Source organism: Bradyrhizobium sp., assembly GCF_030646015.1.
GTDB lineage: Bacteria > Pseudomonadota > Alphaproteobacteria > Rhizobiales > Xanthobacteraceae > Bradyrhizobium.
The window spans coordinates 15,005-31,732 of record NZ_JAUSLT010000059.1; the positions used below are offsets into that span (position 1 = coordinate 15,005).

Genomic DNA, 16,728 nt, shown 5'->3' on the forward strand with positions numbered 1-16,728 from the left:
CGGACCGGGCCGCCCATCGGCGTCCCGGCGGCCCTGAGTCCCGGCCGAAAAATCCCGGCCGGGCCAAAATGCAAGGCATGAATTCGCCGCAAGACCCTTGACATATCAGCGCTTTCGGCCGAACGCGTCTCAAAAGCGTTATGGACCGTTCATGGATCTGATTGCCACCACCTCCGACCTTGCCGCGGTATGCGCCCGGCTCGCGAAACACCCGGTCATCACCGTCGATACCGAGTTCCTGCGGGAAACCACCTACTATCCCCTGCTCTGCGTGGTCCAGATGGCGAGCGCCGAGGAAGCGGTCGTGATCGATACCCTGGCCCAGGGGCTCGACCTCAAGCCGTTCTTCGACCTGATGGCGGACGAGAAGGTCCTGAAGGTCTTCCATGCCGCCCGGCAGGATATCGAGATCGTCTGGCACCAGTCCGGCACCATTCCGCACCCGATCTTCGACACCCAGGTGGCGGCCATGGTGCTCGGCTATGGCGATTCCATTGCCTACGACCAGCTGGTCGAGCGCATCTGCGGCCACCGGCCCGACAAGACCCACCGTTTTACCGACTGGTCGCGCCGGCCGCTGAGCGCCGAGCAGATGCACTATGCGGTCTCCGACGTCACCCATTTGCGCGACGTGTTCGCGGCCCTCGACGCCGATCTCAAGAAGCGCGGCCGCAGCGAATGGGTGAGCGAGGAAATGGAGGTCCTGACCTCGCCTAAAACCTACGACTTCCACCCCGAACGCGCCTGGGAGCGGCTCAAGACACGGGTCCGCAAGCCGAAGGAGCTGGCGGTGCTGATGGAGGTCGCCGCCTGGCGCGAACAGGAGGCGCAGAGCCGCGACGTGCCGCGCAGCCGCGTGCTGAAGGACGACGCGGTCGGCGACATCGCCACCCACGGGCCGACCAGTCACGAACGCCTGGCCAATCTGCGCTCGCTGCCGAAGGGCTTTGACCGTTCGAAATGGGGCGCCGACATCGTCGCCGCCGTGCAGCGCGGCCTGGCGCGCGATCCGGCTTCGCTGCCGAAGATCGAAAAGCCGCGCGGCAATTCAAATGGTGCGGCGATCGTCGAGCTGTTGAAGGTGCTGCTGCGCATGACCTCGGAACGCCACGCCGTCGCCAGCAAGATCATTGCCACGGTCGGCGATCTCGAAGACATCGCGGCGGACGATAATGCCGACGTGCCCGCCCTGCACGGCTGGCGCCGCGAATTGTTCGGCGAAGCGGCGTTGTCGCTGAAGCAGGGCCGGCTGGCGCTGGCGATCGAAAAGGGGCGCGTTATTCGGGTCGATCGCGCCTAGCCCATCAGCGGGTCCATGACTGGTGTCCCGGACGCGTCACACCGAAATCACCGTGTTGGCTTCGATCAGGTCGGCGCTGTCGACGACGCCGGCGAAATTGCCGACCACATTGACGACCGCCAGTTTGTAGGAAGCCGCGTCGCCGATCCCCTGGCGCCGGCAGGCCACGGCGTCGCTGACCACCTGATAGCGGTGGCTGCGGTGAAACCCGTCGACCACGGTCGACAGGATGGTTTCATCGAGGGAAAACCCCGATACCACGCAGCGCATGCTCTTCATGTTCGCCATGTATTCGGCGAACCGCTGGGAACTGTAGGCCGACGGCAGCGGATGCTCGAATGCAAGCTCTCCGGGCCTCGGCTTCAACTCGGCGATCCAGTCCGTCAGGTTCGATGCCGGATTGAACCAAGCGGCCTGGGCAATTCGCTTCAGGTGGATGATCGGCCAGAGGTTGCCGCGCCACAGCGTCATCAATTCGCGACAGCGCGCCGTGATCGCCTCGGCATCGGCGATGACGTGGCGGCGGCCTTCGGTGAGATACTCGGTCTGCAGATCCGCGCAGACCAGGATCGGCGGATCGTCGTGGATCGAGACCGCCAGTTTGGGATGGCTCATCATCGAAACTTACACCGTGCGCAGCGGCGAGGTCACGGCGCGCGCCGCTGAAATGTCGAGAACGCCGGGCCTGTCCCAGTCGCCCTCCGGCCGGATGATCACGTAGGGATCGCTGTCGAGCGTGATGGCGTCGGCGCCGGGCTCGATGTCGAGCACCATCTCGGTATAGGAAAAATCCGAAAAGGTGATCTTGCGGTTGTGGCCGAGCGGCTTGGCGCCGAAATGCGCCCAGAAGTCGACCAGCCGGTCTTGCGCCTGGCCGTAGATCTTCTTGAATCCCTTGCGTTTGACGTAGTCGACGCTGGCCTGCACCAGCTTGAACGACACGCGCGAGCGCCGGAACTGGTGGCGCACGGCAAGACGCTCGACCTTGGCGAACTCGCCGAAAAACCGCACCCGCAGGCAGCCGGCAGGCTCGGTTCCGACAAATCCGAGGAAGTGCGCCGCCACCAGATCGTTGCCGTCGAATTCCTCCTCGATCGGGCAATCCTGTTCGGCGAGGTAAACCGCGGACCGGATCGCGGTCACCAGCATCAGGTCGTTGGGGTCGCGCGCGATGCGAACGGTGATCGAGCGCGATGGCGTCTTGATGGAAGCTGGAATGTTAGTGCCGTGCATCTGCAAAGCTCCTCGCCGGTTGGGCTGTTGGCGCGTTCAACGGGACACGGTTCCAGGGGCGCTGGTAGCGCCAGAGTTCGTGCTGGTAGCTCGGGATCGGTTCGAAACCGATCGCGATCATCAGATTGCGCCCGTCCGCACTCGAGGGCTGGGCGTAGAGATCGGCCGGCGCCAGCCGCGGCTGGGAAAGATGCGTCGACACGTTGCCCAGTCCCGCCATCGCTCTGCCCTGCCCGGCGATCGCCCAGACATAGATCGCGGACGCCGGCTCGGAGGAACCGGCGAGCAGTCCAATGTCGGGATGCGTCAGACTCATGTCGTCGAGAATGAGCGCATCGTGGCCGCGGCTGTTGAGATAGAGAAACGCCACCGCCCCAAGCAGTTTGCCTTTTCGGCTAAATGTAAGAATGCTGCCGGGGTCGAAGGTGTAATATCGCTCGAGGTCAGGTTCCGTAATCTGAACTCCGGGCACCAGCCGGTTTGCCATGTGGGCAAGCGCCCCAAGCTCGGAACGCAGCGCGGGTTGCACTGCGATCTCCGCGCTTCTCGGCAACAGATCGAAATCGCGTTTTGCGGCCAAAGTGGCCCTTTCCATAATCGGGTCGCGCATCTATCGTCGCTCCTGCTCCGGGTGAGCACCATACCGGGCAGGGATTTAGGGTATGCAGCAACTATTGCACCGGGGTGCTGCGGTGACGCAGCACCGGAATGACGAAGTTCTGGATGCGTCCTGGGATGATCTGCGATCGTTTCTGGCATGCGCGAGATACAAGAGCTTTCGCAATGCGGCAGAGGGACTTGGCCTCACCAGCACCACGCTGATGCGCCGGATCGACCGGCTCGAAGAGTCGATCGGCTGTAAATTATTCCTGCGCGACCAGAGCGGCCTGACGCTGAGCTCCGAGGGCGCGGCGATGATCGGCGACGTGATGGAAATGGAACGTCACGCCTTCAACATTTTCCGGCGCGCGGCGCAGACGGACGATACCGCCGGCACGGTCCGCGTCGCCGTCACCGAAGGCCCCGGCAATTTCTGGATCCTTCCGAGGCTGATCGACTTCCAGAAAACCTACCGCAAGATCACCGTCGACCTTCGCTGCGCGATGGAGCAGGCCGACGTCGCCCGGCTGGAGGCCGACATCGCCATCCAGCTCGAGCGGCCGACCAACCCCGATCTGATCGTCACCAAGCTCGGCCGGCTTCACATCTATGGTTTCGTTTCGGAAGGGTACCGCAAGCTGCACGGCGTGCCCACGCTGGCCGAAATCCACAACCACCGGCTGGTGATCCAGCATGCGCCGCAGGTCGACGATTCCGCCTATGCGCGGGTGTTGGGAGTGACGTCGCTGGAAGGCATTGTCGGGATCAAGACCAATTCGAGCATCGGCGTTCTCTATGCCGTGGAGCGAGGTGCTGGAATGGGTTTCCTGCCGACATCGTCCGTCGCGCTGGGAGCGGACCTGGTCCCCGTCGATCTCGGCGTCCGCCACCACGCCGATCTCTGGCTCACCTACCACAAGGAGTTTCGCAACTCCGACCGCCACAAGATCGTCATCGACTGGCTGAAGAAGATATTCGACCCGAAAACCTATCCCTGCTTCAAGGACGAGTTCATTCATCCCGATGACCTCGTGCCGCTGATGGCGGCGGCGCGAGCGAATTTCGGGCTTCAGGGATACGTCGCCGCAGGCCCGGCCTGACCGGGCCATCAGGCGCGGGGGGCGCGCGCTGTAAATCGCGCCGCTACCATTTGAGCTCGAGGCCGAGCGTGCCCTGGTGCGACCGCATCGCGGCGCGATACTTGGCGTCATAATTGAGGTAGAGGCGCGCGGTGTTGCTCAGGCTGAGCGAAGCGGAGGCGCCGGCGTCGGCGCCATAGCGGCTTTCGCCGATCCCTTGCACGACGACGCTCTGCGCGCCGAGACTGACCGTGACCGAGTTGAAATTCTGCGCGACATTGTCGACGAACTTGCCGTAGGCCGAGACGTCGAAAATCTTCTGATCGAAAATCCAGTAGCGTCCGACTTCGGCCCCGATCAGGATCCGCGCGCGCTCCGCCGTGGCGCCTGTTGCCATCACCGGATCGAGGCCGCCGGTCTCCTGCAGCGAGCCTGTGGAGGCCCGGACATATTCGAACGCGACCTTCGGCACGATGCGGCTCTGGTCGGAACTCCAGTAATAGCTGAGTTCGGTCAGGGCGCCGCCGAGGCGGGCGTTATAGCCGGCGGTTGCGAAGCCGAACCCGGTGTCGCGGCTTGAATTGACCTTGCCGAAGCCGTGGACCAGCGCGACGGCCCAGGTCCACGGTCCCTTGTCGACCGAGGCATTGAACCCGAACTGGGTGAGATCGAGCGTTGCCGACTGCAGCGCCAGGGGAATGTCGATGGCGGTGTGACTCTGATCGACGGAGAATCCGACATTGACGCCGGGCGCGACGCGCGCCCCTACCCCGACGACGCCGCCATAGGTGCGGCGGCGATCGCCGACGAAGTAACCGAGCGGACCGGTCGTCGCCGTCAATCCGTAACCCTCTGCCCAGCTGCGGAACCGGGGCGCCTCCGTGCTCTCGGAAGCGCCGCCACCGCCTGGATTGCTTCGCATCGCCTTGTCGAAGCCGGACGTCGCCTTGTTGCCCAGGCGCTCGAGAAAATTGCTGCCGAGGTTGGTCACGGTCGAGCCGGCCGAGAAATTCGAATTGATCACCGTCGGTGTCGGGCTGGGGGTCGGCGTTGGTGTCGGGGTTGGCGTTGGGCTGGGTGACTGGGCCTGCGCCTGCGACACAGTGGCAACGGCGAGGAGCAAGGCCATCGCCAAGACCTGCACGCGTGAGAGCCGCACGCGATGGCGGCCGGCCCCCGTCTTATTTGCTCGCCAGGGCGATGGGCAGCGCATGAAGTCCAATCCAGAAAAAGAGCGCCAGCTCGAGAAAAATCCCAAAATCCCCATTGGCCCAAGGCGATTTGCGCTGAGTTCGCCGGGAGCGTCAATCGGTCAGGCTGCCCGGCAGCCGCCGATTGCCGGGCGTTGTTGTTCCGCTGCCACAGCTGGTCACCGGCAATCCTGTTCTCCGGCCAGATTTCCTGAGCCGTGCCAGAGGCTTGCTAACGCGACAATTTCGTGTTGCAATATCAGGTACAATCGGATCTAGGCCGTTCGACTGTGCGTTTCGCGACGATGAAGTTCAAGACTCGGAAATTCAGCAGACTTCCGGAAGCCCGTTTGTGGCGTGGCACGCGAAAAGCGTGGCCGCGTCTTTTTTATGTCTAGACCAGGAGACAGGCGATGCAGAAAGGCACCGTCAAGTGGTTCAACCCGACCAAGGGTTATGGGTTCATCAAGCCGATGGCCGGCGATAAGGACGTGTTCGTCCATATCTCGGCGGTCGAGCGCGCCGGGCTCTCAACCCTCAACGAAAATCAGGTTGTCGAATATGACCTCGTGGAAAATCGCGGCAAGAGCTCCGCGGAAAACCTGAAGGTCTCATAGACTTCGTCACGATTGGCGCAAGCAATCATGATGCACCCCCGGCTCGCGCCGGGGGATTTTATTTGCCGCTCGAAAACGTTTCAGCTGGCGAGCATCCGGCGTTCGCGCGCCCGGATCAGGCCGACCACGGTGTCATTGACCGGCGTTGCCACCCCGAGCGGCTTGCCGAGCCGCGGGATCGCGCCATTGATGGCATCCACCTCGCATCGGCGCCCCGCATTGTAGTCCAGCAGCATCGACGGCCGCGCGTCGGGAATCTTGCCGCCGAGCTTTTTGATGTGCTCGATGGGATCGCCGACGTCGAGCCGGACACCGGAAGCTTTTGCTACGGCGACCGCCTCCTCGGCGCAGCCACGCGCCACGCTCCAGGCGTCGGCATCGTCGAGGATTTGCCCGATGGTCAGTCCGGTGATGCAGGAGCTACCGGAAAACGCGACATTCATGACCAGCTTTTCCCAGACCATCTGCTTGATGTCGTCGAACAGCGCGACCTTGAAGCCGGCCGACTCCCAGATTTTTCCCGAGGCTTGCAGCAGCTGTTTCGGCAAGCCGGCAAAGGCGCCGAAGCGGATCATCTCCATGCCATTGTGGTGGGCATGGCCGGGTGCCCGTATCGACGCCCCGAAACCGCCGACCACACCAACGGCGATACGATCGGCGCCGAGGATGGGCGCGGCGATTTCCGGCGATCCCAGGCCGTTCTGGATGGTCTGCACGATGGTTTCGGGACCCAGCAACGGAAGGCAGGACCGCGCCGCCGCCTCCACGTCGAAGGCCTTGGTGGCGATGATGACGAGGTCACACAGTCCGATACCGTCGGTCGTTGTCGAGGCATGAATCGGCACCGTGCGGTCGCCGCTGGCGCCCTCGCAGCGCAGGCCTTTGGAAGCCATCGCCTCGGCGTGATCGGGCCACAGCGTGACGGCGTGGACCTCATGGCCTGCATCGACCATCAGCGCGGCATAGACCGATCCCATGGCGCCACAGCCGACTATCGCGATCTTTGCCATCTCTGCTTTCCCTTCAAGCCCAAACCTTTCAAGCTGAAACCTTGCAGCCGGCGATCTCGCCAAGCTCCGGATAGAAGCGCGCGGCCATGCGGCCGACATAACGCCTCAGATTGTCGTGGCTCGCGGCCGCTCGCTGCAGTGGCGACTCGAATAGCGGGCACATCGAACTGATGACGAACGCAAAGATGGCGGCGTCCGCTCCGGACGGCTCATTGCCCATGAAGAACGGCTTGCTGCCGAGATAGTCGGCGATGGCCTGCAGCGAACGCGATCCCAGCTCGGCGATCTCCGTCGCGCTGTGGCGTCCCATGCCGTGGCCGTGCAGGGATTTCCTGACCCTGCGCCGGACCATTGCGACGACCAGCGGGCGGATGATCGCGGGCGCGGCCTTGAAGAACTCCCGCGGGCCCTTCTGGAAGTTGGCATCATCCATCCAGCGCGCATGGACCATCGCCCAGTAGAGATTGTCCTCGGCCATCTTCTCGAATGCCCAGGCAATCGCGCGTTGCTCGCTCGTCAGCCCCTGATCGAAATCGACCTTGTACTTCCTTTCGAGGTGCCAGCGGATCAGGGTGGAATCGCCGAGCACTTCACCGTCATCGTCGATATAGGGAATCTTGCCCTTGGGCGCCTTTGAGAAACTCATCGGCGCTTTCTGAAACGGCAGCTTCGACATCCGCAACAGAGTTTCGGCTTTGGTGACGAAAGGGCTGGCGTCAGGAAGTCCGAAATTGGGACCGGAACCGAACAAGGCAATCATGGAAGCTCCCGATATCGGCGACGCAATGCAATGAACTCGTAGCACCAGTGGTGCTGAATTATCCAGCCGTGGGCGAAATCAGCGTACCGTCGGGGTTCGCGTTGGCCGACTTCTTGCAGATGTCGCCTTCGAGACGCGCTCGGCCGCTGGCGAGCAGCCGCAGCGCATCGGGATAGATGCGGTGTTCGACTTTCAGAATCCGCTCCGCCAGCGTCTCCGCCGTGTCGTCATCGGCGACCGCAACCGCGCCCTGCATCAGGATCGGGCCGGCATCGGTTTCCGGAATGACGAAATGCACGGTGGCGCCGGAAATCTTGACGCCGGCGCGCAGCGCCTGGCCTTGCGGATCGAGGCCCGGAAACGACGGCAGCAGCGAGGGATGGATGTTCAGCATCCGGCCAAACCAGCGCTGGACGAATTCGGCCGTGAACAGCCGCATGAAACCGCCGAGGCAAATCAGCTCGACCCCGTGCTGATCCAGCGCCGCCTGCAGCACCGCCTCGAACGCCGCGCGGTCCTTGCCGAACGGCTTGCTCTCGATGACGACGGTCGGGATGCCGCCGGCCTTCGCCCGTTCGAGCCCGCCGGCATCGGCGCGGTTGGAAATCACCACCACGATCTCGGCCGGAAAATCGCTTGCGCTTGCCGCTTCGATCAGCGCGGCCATGTTCGATCCGCGCCCGGAAATCAGGATGGCGACCCGGCGCTTCATGGTCTCACCATGCAAGATCTTACCATGAGAGGTCGAGATGACCGTTGTAGACCACGCGATGTTCGCCCTCCGCCGGGATCACCTCGCCGAGCAGCGCCACGCTCTCGCCGGCCTCGGTGAGAATGGCGGAGACTTCCTCGATCGCGTCGGGCCTGACGATGGCGATCATGCCGATGCCGCAGTTGAAGGTGCGCAGCAGCTCGAGTTCGGCGATGCCGCCCTGCTCTGCCAGCCACTTGAACACCGGCAGCACCGGCAGGCGCGCCAGATCGATGCCGACGCCGAGATGTTTCGACAGCACGCGCGGAATATTGTCGGTAAAGCCGCCGCCGGTGATGTGGGCGAGGCCCTTCACCGCGCCGGTTTCGCGGATCGCACGCAGGCAGGACCGGACATAGAGCCGGGTCGGCGTCAGCAGCGCGCCGCCCAGCGTCATGACCGGCGAAAACGGCGCCCGTGCCTCAAAACCGAGGCCGGACTGCTCGACGATCTTGCGGACCAGGGAAAACCCGTTGGAATGCACCCCCGACGAGGCGAGCCCGATCACGGCGTCTCCAACAGCGATATCGCCGCGCGGCAGCAACGTGCCCCGTTCGGCGGCGCCAACAGCAAAACCGGCCAGATCGTAGTCACCGCCCTTGTAGAGGCCCGGCATTTCCGCGGTCTCGCCGCCGATCAGGGCGCAGCCCGACTCCCGGCAACCTTCGGCGATGCCGGCCACGATCGCCGCGGTGGCCTCGGGGTCGAGCTTGCCGCAGGCGAAATAGTCGAGAAAGAACAGCGGTTCGGCGCCCTGGACCACGAGGTCGTTGACCGACATCGCCACCAGATCGATGCCAATGCCGCCATGCAGGCCGGTCTCGATGGCGATTTTGACCTTGGTGCCGACTCCGTCGGTGGCGGCCACCAGGACCGGATCCTTGAAGCCCGCGGCCTTGAGATCGAACAATCCGCCGAACCCGCCGATTTCGGCGTCGGCGCCCGCCCTGGCGGTGGCGCGCACCATCGGCTTGATCAGATCGACCAGGCGATTGCCCGCATCGATGTCGACGCCCGAATCCGCGTAAGTGAGCCCGTTTTTGCGGTCGATCATGGCCTAATCCAGATGAAGGCGGCTGGTTACGTCGGATTCCGTCATCGTGCAATGGCTCGCAAGCGGCCCCCGAGTGTACTATGTAGACAGGAACCGGTCTGGGCTGCCAAGGGCTGGATCATTTGCGAAATCAGGCCGGTAGCCGGGAAGCGACCGAGTTGAGTATTCCGAACATCATTACGCTGGGCCGCATCCTCCTGGTGCCGGTCATCGTGTGGGCAATTGCGTCGAACCAGATGGCGATCGCCTTTGCGATCTTCATCGTTGCGGGGGTCAGCGACGCCGTCGATGGCTTCCTGGCCAAGCGCTTCAATATGGCCAGCGAACTGGGCGCCCTGCTCGATCCGCTGGCCGACAAGGCCCTGCTGGTCTCGATCTACATCGCGCTCGGAACCTGGGGCGCGGTACCGGGCTGGATCGTCATCCTCGTGGTCTCGCGCGATATCATGATCGTCGCCGCCGTGATTGTGTCATGGTTGGTCGGCAAGCCGATCCCGATGAAACCGTTGATGGTGTCGAAGCTCAATACGGTGATGCAGGTGGCGTTCGCGGCACTGGTGCTTGGTTCGCTGGGTTTCGGCTTCAATCCGACCCCCTACGATCTGATCCTGATGGGTTTCGTCACGGTCTTTACGCTGGTTTCCGTATCGCTCTATCTCGTGGAGTGGGTGCGGCACATGAGTACCGTCGAAATAACCTAGAGAGATTTGCGTGGCCGCCCGCGTTCCCCGCCAGCTTGCATTCGCGCTGCCGCACGCAGAGAGCCTGACGCGCGACAATTTTCTCGAAGGTCCGGCCAATGCCGCGGGCCTGGCGCTGATCGACAGCTGGCCGGAATGGCCCAACCGCGTGATGCTGCTGGTCGGCCCGGAGGGCTGCGGCAAGAGCCACCTCGCCGCGATCTGGGCCGAGCAAGCCGGCGCACGCTCGATTTCGGCGCATGCGCTGACCGCGGCCGCGGTGCCCGGCGCGCTGGCGACCGGGGCGCTGATGGTCGAAGATCTGAGGCCCGGCGATGTCGACGAACGGGCCTTGTTCCACCTGATGAATCTGGCGCGCGAGGACGAGGCATTCGTGCTGATCACCGCGCGCGACCCGCCGTCGGCGTTCGAGGTCGAATTGCGCGATCTGCGCTCGCGCCTGCGCGCGGTGCCGGCGGTGACGCTGTTGCCGCCCGACGACCAGCTGTTTCGCGCCCTGATCGTCAAATCCTGCGCGGACCGCCAGCTCGCGATCGACGAGACCGTGGTGAGTTATCTCGCCTCCCGGATCGAGCGGTCCTATGCCGCCGTGCGCCAGACCGTCGAACTGCTGGACAGCGAAGCCCTGCGGCTGGGCCGCCCGGTGACCCGGGCGCTGGCGGCGGAATTATTCCGCAACGCCTGATCCGGCTGCGACTCTTTGGACGCTGTGTCACCTTGACGGCGCCGCGGCTGGGAACATCAATGTCATTGAAACGTCGTTGCGATAACACATGCTCTGCTGCGCATTTGCCGGGAACGGCGCAAGCACCGCGCAGGATTGGACTGAATTTTGATGGAATCCGAGCAAGCTTTTGTAATTAAAGAGAAAGATTCGGAAGCCGAAGCCGCCCCGGCAATGGCGTCCAGCCCCGAACGTTTCATCAATCGCGAGCTTTCCTGGCTGAACTTCAACCGCAGGGTCCTGGAGGAATCGGTCAATCCCGGCCATCCCGCGCTGGAGCGGGTGCGATTCCTGTCGATTTCCGCCAACAACCTTGATGAATTCTTCATGGTCCGCGTCGCCGGCATCAAGGCCCAGGTGCGCGAGGGCATTACCGAGCGCAGTCCCGATGGCCTGACCCCGTCCGAGCAGCTCGTCCAGATCAACGAGAAGGTTTCCCGTCTGGCCGGCGATCAGCAGGCGATCTGGCGCGACCTGCGCGGCATTCTGGCCGAGGTCGGCATCGTTCTGGTCGACGGTCGCGACGTCACCAAAACCGAGCGGGCCTGGATCGAGGATCATTTCCTCCACAACATTTTCCCGCTGCTGACGCCGCTGGCGATCGATCCGGCGCATCCCTTCCCGTTCATCCCGAGTCTCGGATTTACCGTTGCGCTGCAGCTGGCGCGGGTCTCCGACGGCAGGCCGATGAATGCGCTGATCCGCATGCCCGGCAAGATCGACCGCTTCATCCGGATGCCCGCGGGCAAGGACGGCGCGATGCGGCTGATTACGCTGGAGCAAGCCACCGGCCTGTTCATCGGCCGGCTGTTTCCCGGCTACACCGTCAAGGGCCAGGGCGCCTTCCGCATCATCCGCGACTCCGAACTCGAAATCGAGGAAGAGGCGGAAGATCTGGTTCGGCTGTTCGAAACCGCGCTGAAACGCCGGCGGCGGGGCTCGGTGATCCGGCTCGAGATCGAAGCCAAGATGCCGGAAGAGCTGCGCGCCTTCGTGCAGCGCGCGCTTTCCACCGCCGACGACGAGGTCCTGCTGGTCGACGGCGTGCTGGCGATGAACGAGTTGTCGCAACTGACCAGGCTCGACCGGCCCGATCTCGAATTCGTGCCCTTCGTCCCGCGCCATCCCGAACGCGTGCGCGATCACGGCGGCGATATTTTCGCCGCGATCCGGCAGAAGGACCTGATCGTCCATCACCCTTACGAATCCTTCGACGTCGTCGTCCAGTTCCTGCAGCAGGCGGCTCGCGACCCCGATGTCGTCGCGATCAAGCAGACGCTCTATCGCACCTCGAACAACTCGCCGATCGTGCGGGCGCTGGTGGAGGCTGCGGAGGCCGGAAAAACGGTGACCGCGCTGGTGGAACTCAAGGCGCGGTTCGACGAGGAAGCCAATATCCGCTGGGCGCGCGATCTCGAGCGCGCCGGCGTACAGGTGGTGTACGGATTCATCGAGCTGAAAACCCACGCCAAGCTGTCGCTGGTCGTACGCCGCGAGGGCGGCAGCCTCACCACCTATGTCCACACCGGCACCGGCAATTATCATCCGGTCACCGCCCGCATCTATACGGATCTCTCCTACTTCACGTCCGACCCGATCATCGGGCGCGACGCCGCGCGGGTGTTCAACTACATCACCGGCTATGCGGAACCGATCGACATCGAAAAGATGGCGGTGTCGCCGCTGACATTGCGCGAGCGCATGCTCGAACATATCCGCGGCGAGACCAACTTCGCCCGTCACGGCAAGCCGGGTGCAATCTGGCTGAAGATGAATTCGCTGGTCGACCCCGACATCATCGACGCGCTCTATGAAGCGTCGCAGGCCGGCGTCTCGATCGAGCTGATCGTGCGCGGAATTTGCTGCCTGCGGCCCGGCATTCCCGGATTTTCGGAGAACATCCGCGTCAAGTCGATTATCGGCCGTTTTCTCGAACATGGCCGAATCTACTGCTTCGGGATGGGACAGGGCCTGCCAAGCGCAAAAGCTACTGTGTATATCTCCTCCGCCGACATGATGCCGCGCAACCTCGACCGCCGTGTCGAGATCCTCTGTCCGCTGCAAAATCCCACGGTGCATCAGCAGGTTCTCGAGCAAATCATGGTCGCGAACCTGAAGGATACCGAGCAGAGCTGGCAGTTGTTGCCGGATGGATCGTCAACGCGTATGAAGGCCGCGAAGGGCGAGGAGCCCTTCAATCTGCACGATTACTTCATGACGAATCCGAGTCTGTCTGGCCGTGGAAAGTCTCTCAAGGAATCTTCGCCGCGCCGCCTCACGCGCCGTTCCGAGCGTCATCAGTCGCCCTGAGGGGGCGACGTGGTGAAGCGGCCGCGCAAACGCGCGTCCAGCGTCGCGGTCATCGACATCGGCTCGAATTCGGTGCGCCTCGTCGTCTATGAAAAGATGGCGCGCAGCCTGATCACCATCTTCAACGAGAAGGCGCTGTGCGGCCTCGGCCGCGAGGTCCAGAGCACCGGCTTGCTGGCGCCGGACGCCGTCGCCAGGGCGCTGACCGCGCTGCGGCGGTTTCGCGCGCTATGCCGGGTGATGAAGGTCGGCCGCGTCCATGCGATCGCCACCGCCGCCTGTCGCGACGCCAGCAACGGCCCCGACTTCATCGCCAAGGCCGAACGCATCTGCAGCAGTCCGATCGAGATCCTGACCGGTCCGCGCGAGGCGTATTTGTCGGCGCTGGGCGTGGTTTCCGGCATCCACAAGCCCGACGGCATCGTCGGCGATCTCGGCGGCGGTTCGCTGGAACTGATCGACGTGCATGGCAACCGGGTTCGCCGCGGCGTGACGCTGCCGCTCGGAAGTCTGGCGCTGCAGGACGTCTCGCAAAAATCGCTGAAGCGCGCTGAACGCATCGTCAAGACGGATCTTGACGACGTGGCACTGCTCAAGGCCGGCAGCGGCCGCACCTTCTATGCGGTCGGCGGAACGTGGCGGGCGCTGGCCCGCATCCACATCATCCAGAGCGGTTATCCCCTGCGGGTCATGCACGGCTATTCGATCCCGGCGGCGGAAGCGCTCGATTTCGCGCAGCGGCTGCGCCGCCTGGCGGCTGCAAACATGCTGGCCGATATCGAAGCCATCGCCGACGCCCGCCGGCCGCTGCTGGCCTACGCCGCCCTCGTCCTCGAATACATCATTCGCGTCGCCAAACCGAAGACCATCGTGTTCTCCACCTTCGGCGTGCGCGAAGGCCTGCTGTACGCAAAGCTGCCGCAAGCCGAGCGCTCGAAGGATGGCTTGATCTGCGCCGCGCAGTCGTTGAACGAACTGCTGTCGCGATCGACCCGGCACGCCGAGGAACTGATCGGATGGACCGATCGGCTGGTCCGGGTGGTCAAGCTCAAGGAAACCGAAGAAGATCGGCGCCTGCGTCATGCCGCCTGCCTGTTGTCGGACATCGGATGGCGGGTGCATCCCGATTACCGCGGCGAGCAGACGCTCAACCTCATTACCAACGGCAATTTCGGCTCGATCAGCCATCAGGGCCGGGCCTTCGTCGCGCTGTCGGTGTTCTATCGCTACGCGGGCTTAAGCGAACAGAACGAACCACCCGCGATCATTCAGCAGCTGGTGCCGCCGGCCATGGTCGAGCGCGCGCGGCTGCTCGGCGCGGCCTTTCGCGTCGCCCATCTGATATCGGCGGCACGGCCCGGCGTCTTGCCGCTGACCCACTTCCGAAGCCAGGGCCGCAAGCTGATGCTGGTGTTCGAACACAGGATGGTCGACCTGGTCGCCGATCGCGTCGGCAGCCGGTTCAAGCAGCTGGCGCGGCTGGTCGGCCGCGCCGGCTCGATCGTGCGGCGCTAGCGGCCTTAAGCCGCCGTCGCCGAATGCGCCTCGCCTTGCAGCTTGCGCTTCCGCCACGTCGCTCCCGCCACCAGAACGATGATGATGCCGATGATCCCGAAGACCACCTCGGCGCCATGACCGTCATTGGCAAAGTGCGGGAACACTCTGAGCGGCGCGAGGAATGAGTCGAGCGCGACACCGACCGGGCCGTTGAAGAAGGATTTCAGATACGGAACGATCGCGGGATCGGTCGCCATGACCTCGCCTGCGACCCAGCCCAGCAAGGCTGCGCCCGCCCATACCAGACCAGGCATGCGCGTGAGCAGTGCCATGATCAGCGCGGCACCGGCAACGATCAGGGGAACGCTGATCGCAAGGCCGATCACCAGCAGCGGAATGCTGCCATTGGCGGCTGCGGCAACCGCGATGACGTTGTCGAGGCTCATCACGATGTCGGCGATCGCCACGATCCGCACGGCCGCCCACAGATGCGCCGCCGCATCCACGTCGCCCTCGCCCTCATGTTCGGGGACCAGCAGCTTTGCCGCGATGAAGAGCAGCGCCAACCCGCCGACCAGCTTGAGGAAGGGCAGCGCCATCAACGTCACGACGATTCCCGTGAAGATGATGCGCAGGAAAACGGCGACGCCGGCGCCAAGGACCATGCCCCAGAACCGCTGACGTGACGGCAGCCCGCGGCATGCCATCGCGATGACAAGCGCGTTGTCACCGGACAGCAGGATATTGATCCACATGATCTTGCCGAGCGCGACCCAAAAGGTCGGCTGCTGCATCTCGACTTGAAACTGGGTGAAGAAGTTCGAGATGATCGCAGGATCTAAGATTTGCATGACCCAGTTCACGGCATTTTCCCCCCGGCCCGCGGCCGTTCTCAGCGGCTATTGTCTGCCGCTTCGGTTGTCGATCAACCGACGATTTCGTTGCCCGAGAAGAACTGGGCGATTTCAATCGCCGCGGTCTCGGCGGCATCGGAACCATGCACGGAGTTTTCGCCGATCGACTTCGCATGCAGCTTGCGGATGGTTCCGTCGGCCGCCTTGGACGGATCGGTCGCGCCCATGACGTCGCGATACTTCAGCACGGCGCCCTCGCCTTCGAGCACCTGGACCACGACCGGACCGGAAATCATGAAATCCACCAGTTCGCCGAAAAACGGACGCGCCTTGTGGACGGCGTAGAAGGTTTCGGCCTGTTCGCGGGTCATGCGAATGCGCTTCTGGGCAACGATCCGAAGTCCGGCCTTTTCGATCAGCGCGTTGATCGCGCCCGTCAGGTTGCGCGCGGTCGCGTCGGGCTTGAGAATCGAAAAGGTACGTTCAATCGCCATAGTCTCGTCCTTGAAAGCGCTGGTGGGAGTTGCGGCGCTTATATCGGCGCCGCCAGGGAACGGCAAGCGACCGGGCGGAACCGGCAAGCGATCAGGCGAAATGTCGCGGGGAGAGCCCGGTACCCCGCCTCACCCGCTGGACGTGGTCGATCTGACTGGCATCGAGGCTATTGGAGCGTCCCCGCTTGACCGCCGCCGCGCCGCCTGTGGCTACGTCGGCGGCTACGTGCGGCGATTGGTCCCGACGTGGTGGGTCGTTCCGCCAGCGGCTGGTAGCCCACGCGGTAAGCCAATTGTCCCGATCGCACGGCAAATAGCCCTGGCCGGCCCTCTGCCGGAGCTAATTCGGCGTTCCCTGGAGCGGAACCAGCGCCGGCTGTCACACCATTCCGAGGTGCAGGACCATGCCATGCACCCCGGGCGGGAAACCATTTCCCGCCCGGTGACTTAGTCCTGCAACATCACCACCGATGACCAAACCGGATGCCGTCATGAACAGCCACACCGACAACAGCGAACAGATCGATCGCAAGACCAGCCGATCGATTTGCCAT

Annotated in this window: 17 protein-coding genes; 7 read left to right on the forward strand and 10 right to left on the reverse strand. The window is 63.7% G+C overall.

Features of this window, described 5'->3' with window-relative positions; translation table 11 throughout:
• Positions 1-151 precede the first annotated feature (151 nt).
• Complete coding sequence (gene rnd / locus Q7T45_RS08415; RefSeq protein WP_304869638.1) at positions 152-1,300, forward strand: ribonuclease D; 1,149 nt, start codon at positions 152-154, stop codon at positions 1,298-1,300.
• A gap of 36 nt (positions 1,301-1,336) precedes the next feature.
• On the opposite strand, the gene Q7T45_RS08420 is transcribed toward rnd, so the two are convergent.
• Genes Q7T45_RS08420 through Q7T45_RS08430 form a run of 3 tightly spaced genes read right to left on the reverse strand, consistent with a single transcriptional unit; the run spans position 1,337 to position 3,143 of the window.
• Complete coding sequence (locus Q7T45_RS08420; protein WP_370691239.1) at positions 1,337-1,918, reverse strand: isochorismatase family protein; 582 nt, start codon at positions 1,916-1,918, stop codon at positions 1,337-1,339.
• Positions 1,919-1,924: 6 nt separating this feature from the next.
• Positions 1,925-2,533, reverse strand: a complete 609-nt coding sequence (locus tag Q7T45_RS08425) for a GNAT family N-acetyltransferase (RefSeq protein ID WP_304869640.1) — start codon at positions 2,531-2,533, stop codon at positions 1,925-1,927.
• Positions 2,520-3,143, reverse strand: a complete 624-nt coding sequence (locus Q7T45_RS08430) for a hypothetical protein (protein ID WP_304869642.1) — start codon at positions 3,141-3,143, stop codon at positions 2,520-2,522. The genes Q7T45_RS08425 and Q7T45_RS08430 overlap by 14 nt, the downstream gene beginning before the upstream one ends.
• A 52-nt stretch (positions 3,144-3,195) precedes the next feature.
• Between Q7T45_RS08430 and Q7T45_RS08435 the strand changes: the two genes are divergently transcribed.
• The gene (locus tag Q7T45_RS08435; RefSeq protein ID WP_304869644.1) at positions 3,196-4,233 is read left to right on the forward strand and encodes a LysR family transcriptional regulator; all 1,038 of its coding nucleotides are present in this window, start codon (positions 3,196-3,198) and stop codon (positions 4,231-4,233) included.
• Between the two features lie 43 nt (positions 4,234-4,276).
• On the opposite strand, the gene Q7T45_RS08440 is transcribed toward Q7T45_RS08435, so the two are convergent.
• Complete coding sequence (locus Q7T45_RS08440) at positions 4,277-5,236, reverse strand: autotransporter outer membrane beta-barrel domain-containing protein (RefSeq protein ID WP_370691240.1); 960 nt, start codon at positions 5,234-5,236, stop codon at positions 4,277-4,279.
• A gap of 579 nt (positions 5,237-5,815) precedes the next feature.
• Here Q7T45_RS08440 and Q7T45_RS08445 point away from each other — a divergent pair.
• Positions 5,816-6,019, forward strand: coding sequence for a cold-shock protein (locus Q7T45_RS08445; protein ID WP_079602358.1), 204 nt, complete (start codon positions 5,816-5,818; stop codon positions 6,017-6,019).
• A gap of 80 nt (positions 6,020-6,099) precedes the next feature.
• Here Q7T45_RS08445 and Q7T45_RS08450 read toward each other — a convergent pair whose 3' ends face one another.
• Genes Q7T45_RS08450 through purM form a run of 4 tightly spaced genes read right to left on the reverse strand, consistent with a single transcriptional unit; the run spans position 6,100 to position 9,594 of the window.
• A complete protein-coding gene (locus tag Q7T45_RS08450; protein WP_304869651.1) occupies positions 6,100-7,029 on the reverse strand; it encodes a ketopantoate reductase family protein in 930 nt (309 codons plus the stop codon).
• Positions 7,030-7,057: 28 nt separating this feature from the next.
• Complete coding sequence (locus Q7T45_RS08455) at positions 7,058-7,789, reverse strand: glutathione S-transferase family protein (RefSeq protein WP_304869653.1); 732 nt, start codon at positions 7,787-7,789, stop codon at positions 7,058-7,060.
• A 58-nt stretch (positions 7,790-7,847) separates the two neighbouring features.
• A complete protein-coding gene (purN, locus tag Q7T45_RS08460; RefSeq protein ID WP_304869655.1) occupies positions 7,848-8,501 on the reverse strand; it encodes a phosphoribosylglycinamide formyltransferase in 654 nt (217 codons plus the stop codon).
• A gap of 19 nt (positions 8,502-8,520) precedes the next feature.
• Complete coding sequence (purM, locus tag Q7T45_RS08465) at positions 8,521-9,594, reverse strand: phosphoribosylformylglycinamidine cyclo-ligase (RefSeq protein ID WP_304869657.1); 1,074 nt, start codon at positions 9,592-9,594, stop codon at positions 8,521-8,523.
• A gap of 158 nt (positions 9,595-9,752) precedes the next feature.
• Here purM and Q7T45_RS08470 point away from each other — a divergent pair, with 158 nt between their 5' ends.
• The 4 genes from Q7T45_RS08470 to ppx all read left to right on the forward strand — a co-directional run bounded on the left by Q7T45_RS08470 (position 9,753) and on the right by ppx (position 14,844).
• Complete coding sequence (locus Q7T45_RS08470) at positions 9,753-10,295, forward strand: CDP-alcohol phosphatidyltransferase family protein (protein WP_304869659.1); 543 nt, start codon at positions 9,753-9,755, stop codon at positions 10,293-10,295.
• A 10-nt stretch (positions 10,296-10,305) separates the two neighbouring features.
• Positions 10,306-10,980 carry a DnaA ATPase domain-containing protein gene (locus Q7T45_RS08475; RefSeq protein ID WP_304869661.1) on the forward strand — a complete coding sequence of 225 codons (675 nt, stop codon included), beginning with the start codon at positions 10,306-10,308 and terminating at the stop codon, positions 10,978-10,980.
• Positions 10,981-11,130: 150 nt separating this feature from the next.
• Positions 11,131-13,329 carry an RNA degradosome polyphosphate kinase gene (locus Q7T45_RS08480; RefSeq protein ID WP_304869663.1) on the forward strand — a complete coding sequence of 733 codons (2,199 nt, stop codon included), beginning with the start codon at positions 11,131-11,133 and terminating at the stop codon, positions 13,327-13,329.
• A gap of 12 nt (positions 13,330-13,341) precedes the next feature.
• Entirely contained in the window at positions 13,342-14,844 is a 1,503-nt protein-coding gene (gene ppx / locus Q7T45_RS08485) for an exopolyphosphatase (protein WP_304869671.1), read from the forward strand.
• Between the two features lie 5 nt (positions 14,845-14,849).
• On the opposite strand, the gene Q7T45_RS08490 is transcribed toward ppx, so the two are convergent.
• Together Q7T45_RS08490 and ndk are read right to left on the reverse strand one after the other, a co-directional pair.
• Positions 14,850-15,689 (reverse strand): TerC family protein, encoded by an 840-nt coding sequence (locus Q7T45_RS08490; protein ID WP_304869665.1) that lies wholly within the window; start codon positions 15,687-15,689, stop codon positions 14,850-14,852.
• Positions 15,690-15,751: 62 nt separating this feature from the next.
• Positions 15,752-16,174, reverse strand: coding sequence for a nucleoside-diphosphate kinase (gene ndk, locus Q7T45_RS08495; protein WP_304869667.1), 423 nt, complete (start codon positions 16,172-16,174; stop codon positions 15,752-15,754).
• Positions 16,175-16,728 lie beyond the last annotated feature (554 nt).

Bases quoted from the DNA above. Each gene is read 5' to 3' on its own strand.
- rnd (WP_304869638.1), top strand. From the start codon at position 152: ATGGATCTGATTGCCACCACCTCCGACCTTGCCGCGGTATGCGCCCGG.
- Q7T45_RS08420 (WP_370691239.1), bottom strand. From the start codon at position 1,918: ATGATGAGCCATCCCAAACTGGCGGTCTCGATCCACGACGATCCGCCG.
- Q7T45_RS08425 (WP_304869640.1), bottom strand. From the start codon at position 2,533: ATGCACGGCACTAACATTCCAGCTTCCATCAAGACGCCATCGCGCTCG.
- Q7T45_RS08430 (WP_304869642.1), bottom strand. From the start codon at position 3,143: ATGCGCGACCCGATTATGGAAAGGGCCACTTTGGCCGCAAAACGCGAT.
- Q7T45_RS08435 (WP_304869644.1), top strand. From the start codon at position 3,196: ATGCAGCAACTATTGCACCGGGGTGCTGCGGTGACGCAGCACCGGAAT.
- Q7T45_RS08445 (WP_079602358.1), top strand. From the start codon at position 5,816: ATGCAGAAAGGCACCGTCAAGTGGTTCAACCCGACCAAGGGTTATGGG.
- Q7T45_RS08450 (WP_304869651.1), bottom strand. From the start codon at position 7,029: ATGGCAAAGATCGCGATAGTCGGCTGTGGCGCCATGGGATCGGTCTAT.
- Q7T45_RS08455 (WP_304869653.1), bottom strand. From the start codon at position 7,789: ATGATTGCCTTGTTCGGTTCCGGTCCCAATTTCGGACTTCCTGACGCC.
- purN (WP_304869655.1), bottom strand. From the start codon at position 8,501: ATGAAGCGCCGGGTCGCCATCCTGATTTCCGGGCGCGGATCGAACATG.
- purM (WP_304869657.1), bottom strand. From the start codon at position 9,594: ATGATCGACCGCAAAAACGGGCTCACTTACGCGGATTCGGGCGTCGAC.
- Q7T45_RS08480 (WP_304869663.1), top strand. From the start codon at position 11,131: ATGGAATCCGAGCAAGCTTTTGTAATTAAAGAGAAAGATTCGGAAGCC.
- ndk (WP_304869667.1), bottom strand. From the start codon at position 16,174: ATGGCGATTGAACGTACCTTTTCGATTCTCAAGCCCGACGCGACCGCG.